The sequence below is a fragment of the Streptomyces sp. NPDC044063 genome (genome assembly GCF_056434285.1).
In genome coordinates this window covers 81,429-102,727 of sequence record NZ_JBWKFM010000012.1, presented here as the reverse complement: position 1 = coordinate 102,727, position 21,299 = coordinate 81,429, and the positions used below count along the sequence as shown (strand labels likewise).

Annotated in this window: 13 protein-coding genes; 5 read left to right on the top strand and 8 right to left on the bottom strand. The window is 73.8% G+C overall.

Annotated elements, in window-relative coordinates:
- Window positions 1–7 precede the first annotated feature (7 nt).
- The 3 genes from AC07BS_RS16985 to AC07BS_RS16975 all read right to left on the bottom strand — a co-directional run bounded on the left by AC07BS_RS16985 (window position 8) and on the right by AC07BS_RS16975 (window position 8,729).
- The gene (locus tag AC07BS_RS16985) at window positions 8–5,887 is read right to left on the bottom strand and encodes a type I polyketide synthase (RefSeq protein WP_478932881.1); all 5,880 of its coding nucleotides are present in this window, start codon (window positions 5,885–5,887) and stop codon (window positions 8–10) included.
- Window positions 5,888–5,973: 86 nt separating this feature from the next.
- Complete coding sequence (locus AC07BS_RS16980) at window positions 5,974–7,509, bottom strand: PfaD family polyunsaturated fatty acid/polyketide biosynthesis protein (protein ID WP_478933058.1); 1,536 nt, start codon at window positions 7,507–7,509, stop codon at window positions 5,974–5,976.
- 95 nt (window positions 7,510–7,604) lie between these two features.
- Window positions 7,605–8,729, bottom strand: a complete 1,125-nt coding sequence (locus tag AC07BS_RS16975; protein ID WP_478932880.1) for an SDR family oxidoreductase — start codon at window positions 8,727–8,729, stop codon at window positions 7,605–7,607.
- A 169-nt stretch (window positions 8,730–8,898) separates the two neighbouring features.
- Here AC07BS_RS16975 and AC07BS_RS16970 point away from each other — a divergent pair, with 169 nt between their 5' ends.
- Together AC07BS_RS16970 and AC07BS_RS16965 are read left to right on the top strand one after the other, a co-directional pair.
- The gene (locus AC07BS_RS16970; protein ID WP_478932878.1) at window positions 8,899–10,125 is read left to right on the top strand and encodes a cytochrome P450; all 1,227 of its coding nucleotides are present in this window, start codon (window positions 8,899–8,901) and stop codon (window positions 10,123–10,125) included.
- A gap of 110 nt (window positions 10,126–10,235) precedes the next feature.
- The gene (locus AC07BS_RS16965; RefSeq protein WP_478933056.1) at window positions 10,236–12,248 is read left to right on the top strand and encodes an APC family permease; all 2,013 of its coding nucleotides are present in this window, start codon (window positions 10,236–10,238) and stop codon (window positions 12,246–12,248) included.
- A gap of 14 nt (window positions 12,249–12,262) precedes the next feature.
- Here the strand turns inward: AC07BS_RS16965 and AC07BS_RS16960 are convergent, their stop codons facing one another.
- Window positions 12,263–12,658 (bottom strand): 5-carboxymethyl-2-hydroxymuconate Delta-isomerase, encoded by a 396-nt coding sequence (locus AC07BS_RS16960; protein ID WP_478643378.1) that lies wholly within the window; start codon window positions 12,656–12,658, stop codon window positions 12,263–12,265.
- Between the two features lie 154 nt (window positions 12,659–12,812).
- Here AC07BS_RS16960 and AC07BS_RS16955 point away from each other — a divergent pair, with 154 nt between their 5' ends.
- On the top strand, window positions 12,813–14,723 hold the full coding sequence (locus AC07BS_RS16955; RefSeq protein ID WP_478932875.1) for a SpoIIE family protein phosphatase: 1,911 nt from the start codon (window positions 12,813–12,815) through the stop codon (window positions 14,721–14,723).
- 33 nt (window positions 14,724–14,756) lie between these two features.
- Here the strand turns inward: AC07BS_RS16955 and AC07BS_RS16950 are convergent, their stop codons facing one another.
- Window positions 14,757–15,377 carry a DUF1707 SHOCT-like domain-containing protein gene (locus AC07BS_RS16950; RefSeq protein ID WP_478643382.1) on the bottom strand — a complete coding sequence of 207 codons (621 nt, stop codon included), beginning with the start codon at window positions 15,375–15,377 and terminating at the stop codon, window positions 14,757–14,759.
- Between the two features lie 238 nt (window positions 15,378–15,615).
- Here AC07BS_RS16950 and AC07BS_RS16945 point away from each other — a divergent pair, with 238 nt between their 5' ends.
- Both AC07BS_RS16945 and AC07BS_RS16940 read left to right on the top strand, forming a co-directional pair.
- Window positions 15,616–16,371, top strand: a complete 756-nt coding sequence (locus AC07BS_RS16945) for a carbonic anhydrase (protein ID WP_478932873.1) — start codon at window positions 15,616–15,618, stop codon at window positions 16,369–16,371.
- A gap of 76 nt (window positions 16,372–16,447) precedes the next feature.
- Window positions 16,448–18,319, top strand: coding sequence for a CASTOR/POLLUX-related putative ion channel (locus AC07BS_RS16940; protein WP_478932871.1), 1,872 nt, complete (start codon window positions 16,448–16,450; stop codon window positions 18,317–18,319).
- Between the two features lie 10 nt (window positions 18,320–18,329).
- Here AC07BS_RS16940 and AC07BS_RS16935 read toward each other — a convergent pair whose 3' ends face one another.
- The 3 genes from AC07BS_RS16935 to AC07BS_RS16925 are packed head-to-tail and all read right to left on the bottom strand — an operon-like array spanning window position 18,330 to window position 21,200.
- On the bottom strand, window positions 18,330–19,553 hold the full coding sequence (locus AC07BS_RS16935) for a cytochrome P450 family protein (protein WP_478932869.1): 1,224 nt from the start codon (window positions 19,551–19,553) through the stop codon (window positions 18,330–18,332).
- Window positions 19,550–20,746, bottom strand: coding sequence for an MAB_1171c family putative transporter (locus tag AC07BS_RS16930; protein ID WP_478932867.1), 1,197 nt, complete (start codon window positions 20,744–20,746; stop codon window positions 19,550–19,552). The genes AC07BS_RS16935 and AC07BS_RS16930 overlap by 4 nt, the downstream gene beginning before the upstream one ends.
- Entirely contained in the window at window positions 20,739–21,200 is a 462-nt protein-coding gene (locus tag AC07BS_RS16925; RefSeq protein ID WP_478643393.1) for an ImmA/IrrE family metallo-endopeptidase, read from the bottom strand. Before AC07BS_RS16925 ends, AC07BS_RS16930 begins: the two co-directional genes overlap by 8 nt.
- Window positions 21,201–21,299: the final 99 nt, after the last annotated feature.

The window sequence follows — 21,299 nt, the reverse complement described above, 5'->3', positions numbered from 1 at the left end:
CGGCGTCTCACTCCCCGCCGTCGGTGTCGGCGTCGAACACCGCCGTCCTGTACGGCAGCCGGATCAGCTCCACATCGAGCAGGTCCGCGTAGGGAGTGCCGTCCTCGCGGGTCAGCCGCAGATGGCATCGCGCCCAGGCGCCCTCGGCCCGCACCGGGAGCACCGTGCACGCGACGGGGCCCCGGACAGGGCCGGGCCGGTGGAGGCGGAACGTGCCGACGGCCATGGGAAGCGGGACGAGACCATGGGCCTCGCCCGCCCAGAGCACCGCGAGTTGCAGCGCGCCGTCGAGGGCGGCCGGGTCGGTCTGCCAGGTGTCCCCGGTCCATCCCAGCGCGGTGAGGCCGACGACGGTACCCCGGGCGCCGGCGGGGCCCAGCCCCTCGACGCTCTTCAGGGAGCGCATCAGCGGGCCGTGGAAAAGCAGCCCTCCGTCGTAGATCTCCTCCCGCCCGAAGGGCGGCAGTTCGGCCGGTACCTCCGCCGCCGCGGGTCCGTACCCGTCCGCCGGCCCGTCGGCGGCGAGCGCCGTGCAGTGCAGGCGGCCGCTCGCCTGGCGCAGCTCGACGGACAAGGAGCCCGGGTCGTCCGCCTCGACCGTGCAGGAGAGGGTGAACTCGGCGTCCAGTCCTCCGTCGCCCTTCCGTGTGACGGGTTGCGTCAGCCGGACGTCCCGCAGGACCGGAGCGGTGGCCCCGGGGAGCCAGTCGCGGACGGCCGCCATAAGCCACTCCAGGTTCTGGACGAGGGGCATGACGGTCCTGCCGCGGATGACGTGGTGCGCCAGGTACGGGTGGGTCTCCGGGGTGACGCGCACCCGCGCGGGCTGCGGATGCGGCGGAGCGGTGACAGGCACGCCGAGGGCGCCGTCCGTGGGCCGTGCCATGAGGAGCACCCGGGCGTCGGGAGCGTCCCGTCCGGGGCGGGTCATCTCCTCGACGAAGGCCCGTGCCCCGTCCGCGACGCCCAGCAGCGGCACTCCCGCCGCGGCGAAATGGTCCGCCAGCGCGGGGGTGACCATGCCGCCGTCCCAGGGGCCCCAGGCCAGGGCGCGGACCCGGCAGCCGGGGCGGGTGGCCGCCTCGGCGACGGCCACCTGGTCGAGCGTCGCGTTGGCCATCGCGTAGTCGCACTGCCCCGGGTTGCCGAACCAGCCGGCCACCGAGGAGAAGAGGCAGATCGACCGCAGTGGGTCGGAGGCCGTCGCGTCGAGGAGGGTGCGCAGCCCACGGGTCTTGGTGCCGAAGACGTCGTCGAACTGCTCGTCGGTCTTGTCGGCGATCCGCTTGTCCGCCAGCACCCCGGCGCCGTGGACGATCCCGGTCACCGGGCCCCACTCCGCGCGCACGGCGTCCAGGGCGGCCCGCACGGCGGCCGGGTCGCGGGTGTCGGCGGGTAGGTAGCGGACCGGCGCGCCGGTCTCCTCGATCGCGGCGAGGGTCGCCCTGATCTCCCGGACGGCCCGTACGCGGCGGGCCTCCCGGACGAGGTCGGCGGGCGTGGCGCCGCCGTTCCGGCCGGCGAGGGCCCGTACGAGGGCGGCCTCGTCCCCGATGGGCGGCAAACCCGGTGGCTCGTCGGCGAGTTCGGTACGGCCCAGCAGCGCGAGGCGCGGCGTGCGCGCCCGGGCGAGGGCTGTCACCGCGGCAGCGGTCACGCCGCGGGCGCCACCGGTGACGACGAGGACGTCGTCGGGACCCGGGCCGCCCTCCTCCTCTCCCGTACCGGTCGGGGCCGGCACGGCCACCGTGGTCACCCGGCCGCCGTCGGCGGGCAGGCCCACCTCCAGCAGCGGCCCGCCGAGCAGCAGTTCGCCGGTGAGGGCATCGGCGACGGCCTCGGGCGACCGGCCCGCGCGGGCGCAGTCGACGGCCTTGAGGGCGGCCCCGGGCCATTCCCCGGCGAGCGTACGGACGAGCGCCGCCAGACCGCCGAGCCAGGCCCGGCCACCGTGCGTTCCCCCGGCCCCGAAGTCTCCCCCGGTGTCCTGCGCCGTGACGAACAGCCCGCCCTCCTCCGAGAACCGCGGCGCCACCCGGCGTGCCGCGGCGAAGGCGGCGCGCTGCGTCTCCAGCATGGCGTCCTCGGTGAGGCCCTCCGCCAGGCCGCCCAGCAGCAGCACCGCGCGCGCCTCCGACGGCAGCTCCTCGACCGCCCGCGCCCGCACGCCCCGCGCCTCCAGACGTTCGGCCACGAGGCCGGCGAGGCCCGAGCCCCCGTCGACCACGTACAGGAGGTGCTTTCCGAGGCCGCCCATCGCCAGGCCGGACGGCGGTACGGGCACGGTGCGCGGGACGTACCGTCCGAGTCCGGCCGATGGCACCGGCGCCGGTGCCTCCGTCGTCGGCGGGGCGGCCTGCCCGTCCGACACCGACCGCAGCTTGTCGACGACCTGCCGGAGCGTGCGCAGGGTGATCAGGTCCTCCGGGCTGCCCGCCAGCCCGGGCAGTTCGCCGACGCGCTGGTGGAGCATGGAGAGGATCTCCACCCGTTTGATGGAGTCGATGCCCAGCTCGGACTCCAGCTCCATGTCCAGGTCGAGCATCTCGACGGGGTAGCCCGTCCGTTCGGCGACCACGGCCAGGACCGTCTCCTCCAGGCGCGCCGGGTCGAATGCCGTGGGCAACGGCTCGGGGGTGGGCTCGGGGACGGGCTCCGGGTCCGGTCGCCGGGGAGCGGGCGGGGCGGGGGCGGGTGTCTCGACGCGTACGACAGCGGTCTGTTCGGGCAGCACCGTCCCGTTCCCGGTGGACGCGACGAGCGCCGCGAAGGACGTCTCGGACATCTTCAGGAACGCCATGTGGGCCTCGCTGACCGACCGCAGGTAGACGGCGTGGGCGTCGGCGGTCTGGCGCTGGGCCTCCTCGACCTCGGGATCCGGGAGCGCGGGGACGACGGGTGAATCGAGTACGACGGGCGGCACGGGGGCGACGGACGGCTCGGGTACGACGGGCGGCACGGGGGCGGTCCGCCGCTCGGGCTCCGGGCGCTCTGTCGTGGGCTCCTGCGGCGGGTAGCGGCGCCCGAGGTTGCCGCCGTCGATCTGTACGGTCATGGAGGGCCTCCGCTGTCTGTCGGCCGGGCGGGGCTGGGCGTAGTGCCGCCAGTAGGGCGCGAAGTCCAGGGGGACACCGTGGACGGCCAGGCGGGCGAGGGCGTCCTGGAAGGCGGTCACGCCGTGGGCGTCCCGGCGGTCGAGGGGGACGGCGAGGTGGGGGCGGTCCCCCAGGATCCGGCCCACCAGCGCGGTGAGGACCGTGCCGGGGCCCACCTCGACGAATGTCCGTACCCCGGCCCCGTACATGGCCTCGATCTGGTCCGCGAAGCGCACGGGCTCGGTCAGGTGCCGGGCCAGGCGGGCGCGGATCATCTCGGGGTCGTCCGGGTAGGGGGCCGCGTCCGTGTTGGAGTAGACCTCCAGGGCGGGTGGTGCGACGGGCGCCTCGGCCAGTGCCGCGCCGAAGCTCTCGCGGGCGGCCGCGACGAGGGGGCTGTGGAAGGCGGCGGACGTCGCCAGGGGCACGGTGCCGGTCCCGGCGCCGGCCAGATGGTCCGCCAGCGCGGCGATCGCCTCCTTCGTGCCCGAGACGACCGTCTGCCGGGGGGCGTTGTGGTTGGCGATCCAGGCGTCCGCCGCCACGTCCGCGCCCTCCAGCGCTTCCAGGGTCTCCTGGTGGCCGGCCTGGACGACCAGCATCGCGCCGGGGGTTTCGCGGGCGGCGTCGCGCATCGCCTCGCCCCGGCGGCGGGACAGGCGCATGAGCGTCGCGGCGTCGTAGGTGCCCGCCGCGTGCAGGGCGGTCAGTTCGCCGAGGCTGTGGCCCGCCACGCAGTCGGGGCGGAGGCCGAACTCCGCCAGCGGGGCCAGGAGCGCCAGGCTGTGGGCGGCGAGGGCCGGCTGGGCCCACTCGGTGGCCGTGAGGAGGGACTGCTGGGCGGTGTGCCGTTCCCCGGTGGCGGGCGGCGGGAAGACCACGCGGTGCAGCGGCGTCCCGTCACCGCCGGGGAGAGACCCGCCGCCGACCGCGTCCCAGACCGCGAGCGCTCCGGGGTGGTGTGCCGCCAGGTCGCCGCCCATGCCGACGTACTGGGAGCCCTGGCCCGGGAACAGGAAGGCCCGGCGGCCCCCTTCGTACGGCCCCGCGCCCCGGTGCAGGGCCAGCGGCCGGGAGGGGTCCTCCCCCGCCGCCAGTGCCTCCGCCGCCCGGTCGAGGCGTTCGGCGAGCTCGCGGGCATCGGTGGCGATCACCGCGAGCCGCTGGCCGGCGTCGTGCCGGAAGGCCTCCTGGCTCCGCCGGGCCAGGCCGGAGACGCCCCCCACCGCCGTGCCGTCCTCGTCGCCGGCGGCCCGCCGCAGCTCGGCGACGCGCTCGCGCAGGGCGTCCGCGGAGTCGGCGCCCAGGAGGAACAGCTCGGTCGGGGCGGTCCGCAGCCGGGGACGGGCGGTGGCGCCGGGCGCGGGGGCGGCCGGGCGGTGTTCCTCCAGGGTGACGTGGAAGTTGCTGCCGCCGAACCCGAAGCTGGAGACGGCCGCGCGCCGGGGCGTGCCGCCGGCCGGCCGGATCCAGGGCCGGACGGCGGTGTTGAGGTAGAAGGGACTGGTCTCCACCCGCAGGGCGGGGTGCGGGCGATCGGCCTTGATGGTGGGCGGCAGCACCTTGTGGTGCAGGGCGAGCACGGCCTTGAACAGCCCGGCGGCGCCCGCCGCGCATTTGGTGTGGCCGATCTGCGACTTCACCGAGCCGAGGGCGCACCATTGCGGGTCCGTACGGCCGGAGGCCTCGAAGACGTCCCGCAGCGCCGCGAATTCGGCCTGGTCGCCGGCCTTGGTGCCGGTGCCGTGGGCCTCGACGAGCTCCACGGCGGCGGGCGGGTAGCCCGCCTCCTCGTAGGCCCGGCGCAGGGCGAGGACCTGCCCCTGCGCGCGCGGCGCGTAGATGGCCGCGCCGCGCCCGTCGGAGGAGGTGCCCAGGCCGCGGATGACCGCGTAGACGCCGTCGCCGTCGCGTTCGGCGTCGGCCAGGCGTTTGAGCGCGAACATCACGACGGCCTCGCCGAGCATGGTGCCGTCGGCGTCCTCCGCGAACGGCCGGCACTCCTGGGTCGGGGACAGCGCGGGGGTGGTGGTGAAGCAGGAGAACATGCCGATGTCGTTCGCCACGTCGACGCCACCGCTGACCACCAGGTCGGCGCGGCCCAGGGAGAGTTCGTCCAGTGCCGTGGAGAGGGCGGCCAGGGAGCTGGCGCAGGCCGCGTCGGTGGTGTGGTTCGTGCCGTGCAGGTCGAAGTGGGCGGCGACGCGTCCGGCGACGACGTTGCCGAGCAGGCCGGGGAAGGTGTCCTCGTCGGGTTCGGGGTAGTGCGCCGCGATGCGGTCGCACACCGCCCGGGCCTCCGCTTCCGGCAGGCCGTGTTCGCGCAGGGCCTTGAGCCAGACCGGCCGCTGGGTGAGGGCGTTGGACTCGGCGAGCAGTTGGAGCGCGGACGCGCCGAGCACGACGGCGACGCGGTCGCCGCCGGGCGGCCGGCCGGAGTGCTGCCCGCCGGGCCCGGCGGCGTCGCGCAGCACCTGGTCGGCGACGAGCAGGGCCAGCAGTTGGGCGGTGTCCGTCGAGGCGAGGGCGCGCGGCGGGATGCCGTACGCCACGGGGTCGAAGTCCACCTTGGGGAGGAAGGCGCCCCGCCGGGTGTAGACCTTCCCCGGGGTGCCCGGTTCGGGGTGGTAGTGGTCGTCGATCAGCCAGCGGGTCGCGGGGACGTCCCGCATGAGGTCGCGGCGGCCGAGGATCAGGCGCCAGCTCTGTTCGACGTCGTGGGCGTCGGGCAGCAGGGCGCCGAGGCCCACGACGGCGACGGGTACCCGGCCCGGGAGCGGCTCGTGGTGCATGGTGCTTCCCTCGCGGTGCGGAGCGGTGGGGTGTCGAGCGGTCGGACGGTCGGCGGCGTGCGACGGCCGTGCTGCTCCCGGTGGGGCTAGGCGAACCGCCGGGGCCGGTGGTCGAAGGCGGCCGGGGGGACGGGCACGCCGTAGCTGCGCAGTTGGTGGGAGCGGGTGACGACGGCCGCGCCCTCCAGGAGGTTGAGGGCGATCTGGACCACGTCGCGGTGGGCCGGGTCGGCGAGGAAGCTGCCGGCGGCCCAGCGGTTGAAGGCGCCCATGGCGGGGCCGCACCAGATCTGGTAGTCGGCGCGGCGTTCGGTGTTCCCGGTGACGGCCCAGCGGCTGGACATGCCGAGGTACCAGCGGAAGACCAGGGCCATGCGGTGGCGGGGGTCCCGTTCGGCGCGCGTGACCTGGGCGGGGTCGCGTGCCTGCCAGAAGCGGCGGGTCTCGGCCCATACGGTCTCGAAGGGGGCGCGGAGGACGTCCTGTTCGACCTTGGCCCGCTTGGCGGGCGGGATGTCCTCCCACGAGGCGTGGTCGCGGTAGAGCTCGTGGAGCCGGGTGGAGCGGGGGGCGAAGAACGTGCCGCGGCTGAGGACCTGCACCTTCACCCCCATCTCGAACATGTCGGCCGCCGGTGCCATCGTCACGTCGGCGACGTCGGCCCGCGCGAGCATCCGCTTGGCGTCGTCCGACAGGCCGGCCTCGCGCGCGGCCTGGTTGACCGTGCCCGTGACGACGTAGGCCGCGCCGAGCGCGAAGGCGGCGGCCACCGCCGCGGGGGTGCCGAGGCCGCCGGCCGCGCCGACCCTGACGGGACGGTCGTAGGCGTGCTCGGCGGCGATCCGGTCGCGCAGGGCCAGCAGGGCGGGCAGGACGACGCCGAGCGGCCGGTTGTCGGTGTGGCCGCCGCTGTCGGCCTCGACGGTGATGTCCTCGGCGACGGGTACGCGGGCGGCGAGCTCGGCCTCGGCCCCGGTCAGCAGGCCCCGGTCGACGAGCGCGCGCAGGAGGGGGGCGGGGGCGGGGGACATGAAGGGCCCGGCCACCTCGGGCCGGGAGACCTTGGCGAACAGGCGTGTACGGCGCTCGACGCGCCCTCCTGGGCCGCGGCGCAGCCCGGTGGCGGCGACCCGGACGACCGCGGGGGTGAGGCCCATGAAGGCGGAGGCGGAGACGGCCGGTACGCGGTGGCGCAGCGCGATGTCGGCGACGCGCTCCTCCAGCGCGGGTTCGGCCGGGGAGTGGATGAGGTTGACGCCCCAGTTGGGGCGTCCGGCCAGAGCGGTGGTCAGTTCGGTGACGGCCCGTTCCACCCGGTCGGGGTCCAGGCCGGCCGCGCCGAAGAAGCCGAGCATGCCCGCGCGGGCCATGGCGGAGACCAGGGCGACGGTCGCGATGCCGTTGGCCATCTCCCCGGCCGCGTAGGGGAAGCGGACGCCGTGTGCCTCCCCGAAGGACCGGTCCCCGAGCCATTCCGGGTAGAGCGGGGGCAGGATGCCCAGCAGCGGGAGTCCCGGCCTGCCGCTGTCCGCGGGTGCGGTCGAGCCGCCGGTGGCGACGCCGACGCCCGGGCCCTCGGGGGCGCCCACGACGTGGAGGGTCTCCCTGATCTCGGCCGTCATGCCGAGGATGTCGGCGGGGGTGCGGGCGGCGGGCCGGTCGCCGGGGTACCACAGCGCCGGCCGGGCCGGCGCGGGGGCGTTCGGGCGGGCGGCCGTCATGCCGGGTCCGGGAGCGTGCCGGCGAGCAGGTAGTCCAGGTCGATGGGGGGCGGGCGGAAGTCCGTGCCGAGGAGGCCGAGCGCCTCCGTGGCGTCGAAACGGCGGCGCTGGCGGACGTACGGCAGGAAGCCGGGGTAGCTGTGCGCCTCGCGCTCCAGCGGGGTGGGGTCGTCGATGCGGGACACCAGTTGCACCTCTCTCCGGAAGGCGAGTTCGGAGAAACGAATCATCAGGTCCGTGGGAGTGTCCGTCGGGTGCACCACGTGGAAGGTGGTGGGGCCGGGGCCCTGGCAGCGGTCCGCGAGCGTGATCATCGCCCTGGCGGCCCACTCCACCTGGAGGAGATTCAGGCAGCCGTCGCGTCGCGCGACGATCCGCAGCGGTTTCGTCCGGCACGGTGCCACCGCGGCCCACCGGGCGAGACCCGACCGAACGAGGCCGGCGACGACCTGCAAGGTGTGGGGTGGGAGCGCCGGATGGGGCGGCAGATCGCTGACCAGAACGCTGGGGCGCAGGATGAGCACGGGCCGGCGGTGTCGCTCGGACCAGCTCCGGACCAGCAGCTCCGCCTCGTACTTGGACCGCTCGTAGGGGCTCTCGAAGCCGTGGGTGTCGGTGAGTTCACGCTCGTACGCCACGTCTTCGCGGCGACCGGCGACGTAGGCGGTGCTCACATGGCGGAAGAGGGGGAGGCGGCGTCCGGCCGCGGCCAGTTCCAGCACGCGCCGGGTGCCCTCGACGTTGATCGCGCGCAGTTCCTCCAGGTCTCCGGCGAGCCGGGTGTCGGCCGCGCTGTGCCACACGACGTCGAGCCGGTCGGCCAGCTCCCGGAAGCGCTTCGCGGACAACCCCAGGCGCGGCCGCGTCAGTTCGGTCTCGATCACCTCCGTCCTGCTCTCGAATCGCCGCATCAGCCCGGCCGGGACGCGCATCGCGGTGAACATCCGCCGCAGGCGGTCACGGGTGTCGGGCGAACCGGCGCGCGCCAGGACGGTGACGTCGGCCCCCTGGCCGAGCAGATGGACGGCCAGCCGGCTGCCGAGGAATCCGGTCGCGCCGGTGAGGGCGACGTTGACCGCGCACATTCCAACAGTGAAGACCGGATGGTTGGCGAAAACCATCGCTCGATAGGGTGGTCGCTTTTTCGCGGCACCACGTGACACCACGTGGCACCGGTTGGCACTTAATGGCGCCATAAGGCTTGCACATGATGCCAACATGGCGTCATCATGGAGTCACGGAGCTGCCGTTCAGGCCGCTTCGCACGACGTAGACACAACGGAGGACCTGATGTCCGAGACGTTCGAGAACTCGTCGATCCGCCCCGAACCGGCCCCGCTGACCGAGCTGCCGGTCACGCGCCCCTCCGGCTGCCCCTTCGATCCGCCCCCGGATCTGGCGCGGCTGCGCGAGGAGGCGCCGTTACGCCGGATGACCTACCCCGACGGCCACGAGGGCTGGCTGGCCACCGGGCACGCCGCGGTCCGCGCGATCCTGGCCGACCCGCGCTTCAGCGCGCGGTACGAGCTGATGCACGTACCCGTCGCCGGCGGCCCCGAACACCCCCTGCCGCCCGCCCCGCCCGGCGACATCAGCGGCATCGACGCCCCCGAGCACACCCGCTACCGGCGGCTGCTCATGGGCAAGTTCACCGTCCGGCGGATGCGCGAGCTCACCGAGCGCGTGGAGGAGATCACCGCCGACCGCCTCGACGCGATGGAGCGGAAGGGACCTCCGGCCGACCTGGTGGAGGACTTCGCCCAGACGGTCCCCGCGCTCATGATCTGCGAACTGCTCGGCGTGCCGGCCTCCGGCCGGGACGTCTTCCAGCGCCACGCGAACACCGTGACCGACATGAGCCGTTCGATGGAGGAGCGGACCGCCGGCTACACCGCGCTGCAGGAGATCCTGTACGGCCTCGTACGGGCCAAGCGCGCCGCGCCCACGGACGACCTGCTCGGCGACCTGGCCCGCCACGAGGACCTCACCGACGACGAACTCGCCGGTCTCGGCACATTCCTCCTGGGCGCCGGCCTCGACACGACCGCCAACATGATCGCCCACGGCACGTTCGCCCTGCTCTCCCACCCGGAGCAGCTCGCCGCCCTGCGCGCCGACCCGGGCCTCACCGACGGTGCCGTCGAGGAGCTGATGCGCTATCTGACCATCACCGACACCGGCGCCCGCGCGGCCCTGGAGGACGTCGAGCTCGACGGTCACATGATCAAGGCCGGCGAGACCGTCACCCTGTCGCTCCAGGCCGCCAACCGGGACCCCCTGCGCTTCCCCGACCCCGACACCCTCGACGTGCGCCGCGCGGCCACCGGCCACGTCGGCTTCGGCCACGGCGCCCACCAGTGCCTCGGCCAGCAGCTGGCCCGCGTCGAGATGCGCGTCGCCTTCCCGGCCCTGCTCGCCCGCTTCCCGTCGCTGCGGCTGGCCGTGGCACCGGAGGACGTACCGCTGCGCACGAAGTCGAACATCTATGGCGTACACCGGCTGCCGGTCACCTGGTAGCGGGCCGCGCCCCGGCGTTGCGCTCCCCTCTATAAGAGGCATATCCGACTTACGCTCGCCTCGTGATCAACGTGACGGGGCTTCTGAAGCGGCTGACGATCGGCCGGGCCATGCGCAGTGAGGAGCTGCACGAGACGCTGCTGCCCAAACGGCTGGCCCTGCCCATCTTCGCCTCCGACCCGCTGTCATCGGTGGCCTACGCCACGCAGGAGATCCTCCTCGTCCTCACCCTGGGCGGCATGGCGTACCTGCACTTCACGCCCTGGATCGCGGCGGCCGTGGTGGTCCTCATGGCGGTCGTGGTCCTCTCGTACCGCCAGGTGGTCCACGCCTATCCGAGCGGCGGCGGCTCCTACGAGGTCGTCTCGGTGAACCTGGGCGACTCGGCCGGCCTCGTCGTCGCCGCGTCGCTGCTGGTCGACTACGTGATGACGGTGGCGGTGTCGGTCGCCTCCGGCGTGGACAACATCATCTCGGCCGTGCCCGGGCTGGCCGGGTTCCGGGTGCTGCTGGCGGTCGGCTTCGTCGTCCTGCTCACCGCGGTGAACCTGCGGGGCGTCCGCGAGTCGGGGCAGGCCTTCGCGGCCCCCACCTACCTCTTCATCGCCGGCATGCTGATCATGACCGCCACCGGGCTGGTGCGCTACGCGCTCGGCCACCCGCCGGTCGCCGAGAGCGCCGGCTTCGGCATCACGGCGGACCCCAGGGACGCGGGCCTGGCGGGCTTCGCCCTGGTCATGCTCTGCCTGCGCGCCTTCTCCAGCGGCTGTACGGCCCTGACGGGCGTGGAGGCGATCTCCAACGGCGTACCGGCGTTCCGCAAGCCGAAGTCGAAGAACGCCGCCGCCACGATGGGCATCATGGGCACCATCGCGGTGACCATGTTCGTCGGCGTCACCACGCTCGCGCTGATCACCAAGGTGCGCATCACCGACGACTCCTGCCGGCTGACGGGCCTGACCGGCGACTGCGCCGCGTACACCCAGCGCACCGTCATCGCCCAGCTGGCCGCGGCGGTCTTCGGCGGGGAGCACAGCGCCGGCTTCTACTTCGTCCAGGCCGCCACCGCGCTGGTGCTGATCCTGGCCGCGAACACCGCCTTCAACGGTTTCCCGCTGCTGGCCTCGATCCTCGCCCAGCACCGCTACCTGCCCCGGCAGCTGCACAACCGCGGCGACCGGCTCGCCTTCTCCAACGGCATCATCGCCCTGGCCCTGGCCGCCGGGCTGCTGCTGTGGTTCTACGACGCGGACGTCACCAGCCTCATCCACCTCTACATCCTCGGCGTCTTCACCTCCTTCACCCTCTCCCAGACCGGCATGGTCCGGCACTGGAACCGCGAGCTGCGCGCCGAGACCGACGCGGAGACCCGGCGACGGGCACGGATCGCCCGCGTCATCAACGCGGTCGGCGCGGTGGTCACCGGGCTCGTCCTCGTCATCGTGCTGGCCACGAAGTTCCTCCAGGGCGCCTGGCTGGCCGTCGTCGCCGCGGTCGTGCTGTGGACGACGATGCGCGGCATCCGCCGCCACTACGACGCCGTCGCCGCCGAACTCGCCGTCGCCGACCCGCGCGCCGAACTGGTCCGCCCCTCGCGCGTGGTGGCCGTCGTCCTGGTCTCCACCCTCCACAAGCCGACCCTGCGCGCCCTGGCCTACGCGCAGGCCTTCAAGCCCGACCACCTGGAGGCCCTGACCGTCGCCGTCGACCGCGACGAGACGAAGGACCTCGAACGGCAGTGGGCGGAACTGGACACCGATGTACCGCTGAAGGTCATCGCCTCGCCGTACCGCGAGATCACCCGGCCCGTCGTGGAGTACGTCCGCTCGACCCGGCGGACGAGCCCGCGCGACGTGGTCGGGGTCTTCATCCCCGAGTACGTGGTGGGGCACTGGTGGGAGCACCTGCTGCACAACCAGTCCGCGCTGTGGCTCAAGAGCCGGCTGCTGTTCACCCCCGGCGTCATGGTCACCAGCGTCCCGTGGCAGCTCACCTCCTCCCGCCTGGCCGACCACCCGGCCCGCCGCGCCCCCGGCGCCACCCGCCGCGGCGAGCCGGCCCCCGCGCACCAGCACCTCCACCGCCGGGAGGCCGAGCGGGACGGGAAGGGCGGGGGGAGGTAGCGGGGCGACCCCGCTCAGGCCGCCCGCCCGTTCCTCCCGGTCATCGGCCGGCGCCGGGCGTCGTGGAGGCGGTACGAGTCGGCCAGGTCCCGGACCTCCACCGAGCAGACCGCCTCGCCGGCGACGGCCGGGGGCAGGTGCCTGGTCAGCAGGGCCAGCACGCCTTCGGACAGCCGCGCCTTGAGCGCCTCGGGCCGCCCCGGCAGCAACCCCACCTCCACATGGACGAAGGCCACCCCGTCGCCGTGCCGGTCGGCGATGTACGTCTCGGCCGCCGGGCGGAAGACCGTCTTGCACACGCCCGCCGACCCCGTCTCGGCGAGCACCATCGGGTGCAGCTCCTCGACGAACGCCCGCCGGTCGAGGGCGCCGGCCATCCGGGAGGAACAGTCGACGGTGATGTGCGGCATGACGGACCTCTCGCGACCTGCTGATACGTGCTGTACCCAGCTATGGTCGCCCGGCGCGCCCACCGGGGACACGGCGGGGCCCGGAATCCGTCACCGCAGGTGAAGGGCGTGCACGCCGGGTCCCGGCACGAGCCGCTTGTGCCATGCTCGGGGCGTGACGAGCGAGTATGTCCGGAACGGGGAGTCCGGGTCCGACGTCGTCCCCGACGTCGTCGCACTGGCCAGGGTGGTGGCCAGGCTGCGGGCCGAGAACGAGAAGCTGCACCGGCTGGTCTCCACCAGCACCGTGCTGGAGCGGGCCAAGGGCGTGGTCATGGCCCGCTCCGGCTGCTCGGCGGCAGCGGCGTACGAGGAACTGACGCGGCGGGCGCGGGCGGACGGGCGGACGGTCGCCGAGGAGTGCCGGCGGGTCCTGGCCGAGGCCGCGCGGGGCCCGGGCGCCGCGGGTGGCCCGTGCGACTCGGACGGCCGCGAACCCCCGTACCCGGACGTCCAGTTGTCCGCAGGACACGCGAGGCTCCCCGTCGGTCCCGGCACCGCGGCGGGGCTCGTCCGGCTCGTCCAGCAGGTCTTCGACGCCCTCCCCGGACCGGCCGTCCTCCTCACCCCCCTGCGGTCGCCCGCGGGCGAGGTCGAGGACTTCCGGATCGACGCCGCCGCTCCCCTGTCCGTCGACGTCGCCGGCCGCCGCGGCCACCGGATGGTGGGGCTCCGCGTCCTGGAGTGCTACCCCACCATGGCCGGCACCGAGGCCTGGCCGGGCTATCTGGAGACGCTGGAGACCGGAGTCCCGTACGAGGGGAAGCCGTTCACCTACGAGGAGGTCGTCACCGGTGTCCGGCGGCTGTCCACCTACTCCGTACGGGTGACGAGGCTGGGCGACGCGCTCGTGGTCACCTGGACCAGCCACGATTCCGCCGACCGGCAGCAGGAGCTGCTCGCGGACCTGCAACGGCTGGGCAATCTCGGCTGGATGGACTGGAACCTCGTCACGGGCACCGCCACCTGGTCGCCCCAGGTCCACACGATCCTCGACCGCGACCCGGCGCCGGGCCCGGTCGGCCCGCGGGAACTCCCGCACCAGGCACTGCCCGAGGACCGGCCGGCGTTCGCGGCCGCGATCAGGGGACTGCTCGACGACGGCACGCCCGTGGACCACCCCTTCCGGATCGCGACGGCCACGGGCGTCCGGCACCTGCGGTTCGTGGCGGAGGCGGTCCCGGACGCCGACGGCACCCCCGTCGACGTCCACGGCTTCGTCCAGGACCTCACCGCCCGGCGCCGTACCGAACTGGCCCTGGTCGAGTCCCGGCGGGCCGTCCTCGCCCAGCGCGAGGTGCTCCACGCCGAGCGGACGGTCGCCGCCCGCCTCCAGCACGCCCTGCTGCCACTGCCCGGGCAGTCGCTGGACCTGGCCGGCCTCCATGTGGAGGTCGCCTACCTGCCCTCGCACGACGGCCTCAACGTGGGCGGCGACTGGTACAGCGCCCTGGAGATGGCCGACGGCGGCGTGCTCTTCGCCGTCGGCGACGTCGCCGGGCACGGCATCGACGCCGTGGCCACCATGGCGCAGCTGCGCTTCACGGCCAAGGGCATGGTCATCACCGGGTCGTCGCTGACCGGCGCGCTGCACCGGCTCAACACCCTGCTCCTCCACACCCCCGAGGGCCAGGCGACCGCCACGATGGTCCTCGGCCGCTACGACCCCGCCGAGCGCTGCCTGACGTGGGCGCAGGCCGGCCATCCGCCGCCGTTGCTCGTGCGGCGGGGTACGGCCGAGTTCCTCTCCCCGCCGGAGGGCATGCTGCTCGGCGCGGCGCTGCGCCCCGCGTACGGCGAGGCCGGCTGCCGGCTCGAACCCGGCGATCACCTGCTGCTGTACACGGACGGGCTGGTCGAGCGCCCCGGGGAGCACCTCGACGACGGCCTCGCCCGCCTCGCGGAGGCCGCCCGGAAGGCGTTCCCGCCCGAGGGCGCCGGCTCGCTCGACGTGGTGCTGGACCGCATGCTGCGGGGCGAGCGGCGGGACGACGTATGCCTGCTGGACGTCCATCTGCCGCGGTGAGGGGCCGCCGCGGGCCGAGGTGCGGTCGCGGGCTCAGGGCTTGCGTCGGAGCCACTGCCCGGGCGCGCGCCGCGGCGGCCGGGCCACGATGTCGCCACCGGTCGACCTGCCGGACAGCACCACGCGCAGCCGTACCGGCTCCTCCGGCTCGGTGACCGGGGGAACCTTGATGTCGCCACGGCTGTAGGTGACGTCGTCGGCCTCGACCACGATCCCCGGTCCGGTGATCAGGGTCAGATTGCCGCCGATGCGCAGGTCGACGTCGATGTGCAGGGTGTCGTGGGTGAGGACGGCCTCGGTGAAGTCGAGCTTCAGGTCACTGAACATCAGCCGGATCTCCATCCGGCGGGGAACCAGCCAGCGGCCGGTGCGCTTGCCCTCCCCGAAGCGCTGGTCGATCCGGATCACCTCGCGGGCCCGCCCCGGCATCCCCTCGAGCGGGAGATCGGCGACCAGCACCGCGAGGTCGGAGGCGGTACGTGCCGCCATCGCCGCTTCGACGCGCTCGTCCAGCTCGGCGATCGTCAACCGGCCGTCGCCGGCCGCGACCCGGAGGATCTCCACGGCCTGATCCCGGTCCCGGTGGGAGACCCGCTGCTCGGGGAGGTGGTGAAGGGGGGAGGCATCGTCTGTTCCGGACACGTCGGCTGGCATGGATCCAGTGTGCGATCGGGCTCGGGGGCCGGGCAACGTCCGCCCGGAAGAATGGGGGATGACCCCGAGGAATCTCAGGGGCACCGGTCGCATGGGCCATCGGTGGTAAACGCGGCCCCACCCCTCTGCGCCTCCCGCCGGTCCGGCCGTCTCCCGGTCCACAATCACGTCGCCACGGCGACTCGGTGCGCCGGCGGGCGTGTGGGCGCATCCCGGCGTCGCCAAGGAGAGGGTTCCGATGGGCACAGCAGTACACCCGCATCGCAGGACGATGCTCACCGGTGGCCTCGTGGTCGCCGCGGCCGCGCTCTCGGGGTGCGCGAAGACCACCCCCAAGGTGCCGGCGCCGGCCGACCTCAAGGCGTCGACCGCGCCGCCGACCAACCGTCCGACCACGGCCAAGGAGGCCCTCGCACGCCTGATGGAGGGCAACAAGCGCTGGGTGGACGGCACTCTCCAGCACCCCGACCGCGACCCCACCCGGCGTGAGCTCGTGGCCCAGACGCAGGAGCCGTTCGGGGTGGTCCTGTCGTGCATCGACTCCCGCGTTCCGCCCGAGCTCCTCTTCGACACCGGTCTCGGCGACCTCTACGTGCTGCGCACCGGCGCGCAGACGATCGGCCCGGTGGTCACGGGGTCCGTCGAGTACGGTCCCATGACGAGCGGTACGCCGCTGATCGTCGTCCTGGGGCACCAGCGCTGCGGCGCGGTGGAGGCGGCGTACAAGGCGATGCGGGCGGGCGCGACGCTGCCCGGCAATCTGCAGGCCATCGCCGACGCGCTCCGGCCGGCGTACCGGGATGCCCTCCGGCAGGGCGGCGGCAGCGACCCCGTCGACACCATGACCCGCTCCCAGATCCGGCTGACCGCGAACGATCTGCGCGCGAACAGGGACCTCGCCCCGCTGGTGAAGAAGGGCGCGCTCGCGGTGGTCGGCGCCTACTACTCGCTGGACACCGGCGTGGTGGAGATCCTGGGCGGCGCCCCGTCCTGAGCCGCGCCGTCCTCGCGGCGGATATCCTGCCCCGGCGTGCCGGTCATCACCGGCGCCGGAGGGGGAAGTTGTGCGGGTGAGGCGCCGGGATCGGGTGCGGTACTGGTTCGAGAGCACCATGGACCGCGGGACTCCCGCCCTCATCGGCTGGCTGGCGCTGGCGTCGGTGGCGCTGATCGCGGTGATCACCGTGGGCGTGGTCCTGTTCACCGACGAGGACCGGGAGGCCAACGGCGGCTGGGCCGGGGTGGCCTGGATGAGCCTGCTGCGCACCCTCGATCCGGGGACGATGGGCGGTGACGCGGGCAGCCCGCTCTTCCTGGGGCTGATGCTGGCGGTGACGCTCGGCGGGATCTTCATCGTCAGCAGCCTCATCGGTGTGCTGACCACGGGCCTCAACCACCGGCTCCAGCTGCTGCGCAAGGGCCGCTCACGCATCATCGAGCACGGCCACGCGGTGGTCCTGGGCTGGTCGGAGCAGATCTACACCGTGGTCGAGGAGCTCGTCGAGGCCAATCAGAGCCAGCGCCGCTCGTGCGTGGTGATCCTCGCCGACCACGACAAGGTCGACATGGAGGACCAGATCCGCACCCGGGTCCGCGACACCGGCCGCACCCAGGTGATCTGCCGCTCGGGCAACCCCCTGAAACAGGCCGACCTGGAGCTGGTGAGCCCCGACACCGCCCGGTCGGTCATGGTGCTGCCGTCCTTCTCCCCCGACGGCGACACCACCGTCATCAAGACGCTCCTCATCCTCAACAACCGCACCTGGGCGGGGGAACGGCCGCCCTTCGTCGCCGCCGTGCTGGACTCGGGCAACCTTCCCGCCGCCCGGCTCGCGGCCGGGGCCAGCGGCCTGGTGGTCGACGCCGACGACCTCGCCGTCCGGCTACTCGTGCAGTCGCACCGGCAGTCGGGCCTGTCCGCCGTCTGCAACGAACTGCTCAGCTTCCACGGCAACGAGCTCTACATCCGGCACGAGCCCGCGCTGGCCGGCCTGACCTACGGCGAGACCCTGGACCGCTACGAGCTCGGCGCCCCGATCGGGCTGTGCGCCAAGGACGGCCGGATTCTCCTCAACCCCGCCATGGACACCGTCGTCGACCCGGACGACAGCATGGTCCTCGTCGCCGAGGACGACGTGCTCATCCGCCTCGCCGACAGCCCCGCCGCCCCGCTCGGCGAGACCGCCGTCGTCCGCCCCACCGGCTGGCGGAGGGAACCGGACCGCACCCTGCTGATCGGCTGGAACTCACGCGCCGCCAAGATCATCGACCTGCTGGACCGGTTCGTGCAGCCCGGTTCCTTCCTCGACATCGCCGCGCCCCGCCGGCCCGACGCATACCTCGACCTCCGGCTGGAGAACATCCTGCTCGGCTACCGGCACTGCGAACCCACCGGCAGGGCCTCCCTCGAAGCCCTCGACCCCGGCGCCTACCAGCACGTCCTCGTCCTCTCCGACGAGACGGTCGACCGGGAACTCGCCGACAACCGCACCCTGGTGACGCTGCTGCACCTGCGCGACATCGAGGAGGCGCTCGGCGACCCGTACTCGATCGTCTCCGAGATGAACAACGACAGCAACCGCGAGGTCGCCCAGGTCACCAAGGCCGACGACTTCATCGTCAGCAGCAAGCTCATATGCCTCCTGCTGACGCAGCTGGTGGAGAGCCCGCAGCTGCACGAGGTCCTCACCACGCTCCTCGACCCGGCGGGTTCGGAGATCTACCTCAAGCCGGCGGCCCGCTACGTCCGGCCGGGCGCCCGGATCAACTTCGCCACCGCCATCGAGGCCGCCCGGCGCCGGGGCGAGACCGCCATCGGCTACCGGCAGGGCCGCCGGCGCGACGCGCCGCCGCGCTACGGCGTCCGCCTCAACCCGCCCAAGGACGAGCCCTTCACCCTCCACGAGGACGACCACATCATCGTGCTCGCCGAGAGCGAGTAGCGGCCCGGCCTCACCGTGCGGCGTCCCTGACCGGCAGCGCCGTCAGGGCGTGGGAGCGGAACGACGGACGCCACTCCGGCCGCTCGCCGGCGCCGGGCACGGCCAGGGCGATCCCGGGCACATGGCGGAACAGCGCCTCCAGGCCGAGCCGGATCTCCATGCGGGCCAGGGGCGCGCCCAGGCAGTAGTGCATGCCCTGGCCGAGCGCGAGGTGCGCGGTGTCCTCCCGCCGGATGTCGAAGCGGTCCGGTTCCGGGTACCGGGCCGGGTCCCGGTGGGCGGAGCCGAGGCAGAGCAGGACGGTGTCGCCGGCGGGGACGCGGACGCCCCCGATGTCGAGGGGTTCGGTGGGAAAGCGGCGGATGGCCATCTGGTTGGGGTGCGCGTACCGCAGCAGCTCCTCGACGGCCGCCGGCATCAGAGCGGGGTCCGCGCGGAGGGCGCCGAGCTGTTCGGGGTGGCGGAGCAGGGTGAACAGCCCTGAGCTGATCATGTGCTGGGTATTCTCGCTGCCGGCCATGAGGATGAGGAAGGCCAGGGAGACCAGTTCGTCCTCGCTGAGCCGGTCCCCCTCGTCCCGTGCGGCGATCAGGCCGGACAGCAGGTCGGTGCCGGGACGCGCCCGCCGTTCGCCCACGAGCCGGACGAGGAAGGCGTGGATGCGCTCGACGGACTCCGCGACCTGGCCCGGGTGGGCGGGGGCGAACATGGCGCCCACCCAGGAGGAGAAGGGCCGCCGGTCGGCCTCGGGGACGTCGAGGAGGTCGCCGATGACGACCAGCGGCAGGGGGTTGGCGAACTCGGTGACCAGGTCGGCGCTCGTCCCGTCGGCCAGGCGCCGGGCCAGCCGGCCGGCCAGCGCGTCCGCGGCGGCCCGTACGCGGGGGCGCAGCTCCTCGACGCGGCGGGGCGTGAACGCCCGGGAGACGAGGCGGCGCAGGCGCAGGTGGTCGCCGGAGTCGAGGTTGAGGAGGTTGGCGTCCAGGGCGGGCGGCAGGGTGAAGCCCTTGTAGCCCGTACCGGAGTGTGCCTTGTTCACCGACAGCCGGGCGTCGGTCAGCAGCGCCCGGACGTCCGCCTCCCGCACCACGAGCCACACCGGGGAACCGTCCGGGAGCGACACGCGGTGGACGGGGCCGGCGTCGCGCAGCCGCGCGTGGACGGGGTAGGGGTCGGCGAAGAAGGCCGCGTCGAAGGGGCACGGGAGGGTGGGGGCCGTGGAACGGGTGGTCATGCGTCCTTCTCGGCGGGGTCGGTGGGGACGGGGGTCGGTACGGGACGGGAACCGGCCGCGGCATCGGGTGCCGTGGCGAAGGCCCGGGCCAGCTTCCGCTGGAAGGACAGCTCCGCCGCCAGGTCCTCGGGGTCGGCGACCCGGGGCGAGGCGACATGGGTCGCCGGCCGCCGCTGCTCGGCCCTGGCCCGGAGCGCGGCCTTGAGCTGGGCCGCCTCGACGGACGCGGCCAGGTCGGCGCCCGTGAGGCCGGCGGCCTCGCCGCGGCGGGTGGCGTCGTCGGCGACGGCGGGGTCCATCCAGACGCGCAGGGCCCACTGGGCGTCGCGGATCTCCACCAGGCAGCGGTAGAGGCGGGTCCGGAGGTCGGCCTCCTGGCCCAGGCGCAGCACGACCTCGGGCAGGGTGGAGGTGACCTCGCGGTGGAGCGGGACGATCTGCCGGTGGGCGCGGCGGGTGCCGAACCACTCGTGGACGGCGGTGAGGTAGCGGCCCCAGTCGGGCAGGGTCCAGCCGATGGTCTTGATCACGGTGCCGGCGATGGCGAGCTGGGCGACGGGTTCCCAGGGGCGGCCGGTGCCGCCGAACTGGCCGGCGACGATGTCGGCGATGCGGCAGCCCGTGTAGATCATGGCGAACGGCATGGAGGCCGCCACCAGGCGCAGACCGCGCCGGAGCCAGGGCGCGGGGGCGACCCGTGCGTGGCGCCAGCCCATGACGCCGATGTCGATGGTGTTCGCCGCGTAGCCGATCAGGTAGATGCTCAGGTACGCCGGGTAGTACTGGGCCTTCGTCAGGGCGAAGTCGGTGGGGCGTTCGCCGCTGCTGGTGGCGGCGGAGAAGAGCGTGATCATGGCAAGGAGCACGGTGCCCAGGCCGACGAGGCGGGGGACGGCCTTGCGCCAGGCCGTGGCGCGGTCGTGCGACAGGTGGAGGAGCACCACCTGCTGGCAGGCGGCCGCGAGGATGACGGAGCTCTGGGTCAGGAGCCCGGAGAAGTTGACGATGCCGGCGAGCCGGCTGGTGGCGATCCAGACCGCCGGGGTCGAGACGACGAAGGTGACGGTCAGGAAGAAGAAGTTGCCGACCAGGGCCAGCTGGGTGGGCGAGCGGTCGGTGCGGACGACCCTCAGCTTGAAGAGCAGCGCCGCGAAGGAGATCAGCGCGCAGACGGGGTAGAGCGTGCTATTCATTTTTCCCTTGTCGTATGGGGGCTTCCAGGGCGGCCAGTCTGGCGACGAGCTCCCGTGCCTCCGGGGGCGTCTCCACCGTGCGCTCCACGGTCCAGCTGCTGATCTGCCGGCCGATCAGCGAGCCGACCAGCTCGGCCTCGACCTCGGACGCGGCGTGCGAGTGCTCCCGTCCCAGGACCCGGCGCACCATGTCCGGGTTGAGCGAGGGCAGGAGGAGCGACGACGACTCCGCCGACATCACCGGCGAGGAGTCGTGGTCGCAGATCACATGGCCGAACTCGTGGAGGATCACCTGCTGTTGGTGCACGGGGGCCAGGCGCCGCTCGTAGAAGACGAAGTCCTGCCCCTCCGCCGACACCCACAGCCCGTCGGGGCTGCCGACGGGCAGTTCGAGCGGGACGAGCCGGATGGGACGCCCGTGCAGCTGCCCCACGTGCTCGCACAGTGTCTCCATCGAGACCTTGGCCCGAGCGGGCAGGCCAAGCGCGCGGATCCGTTCCGCGCACCGCTTCTGAAGGCTGTCCGATGACCCGCTGTCAGCCCGAAGTCGCCA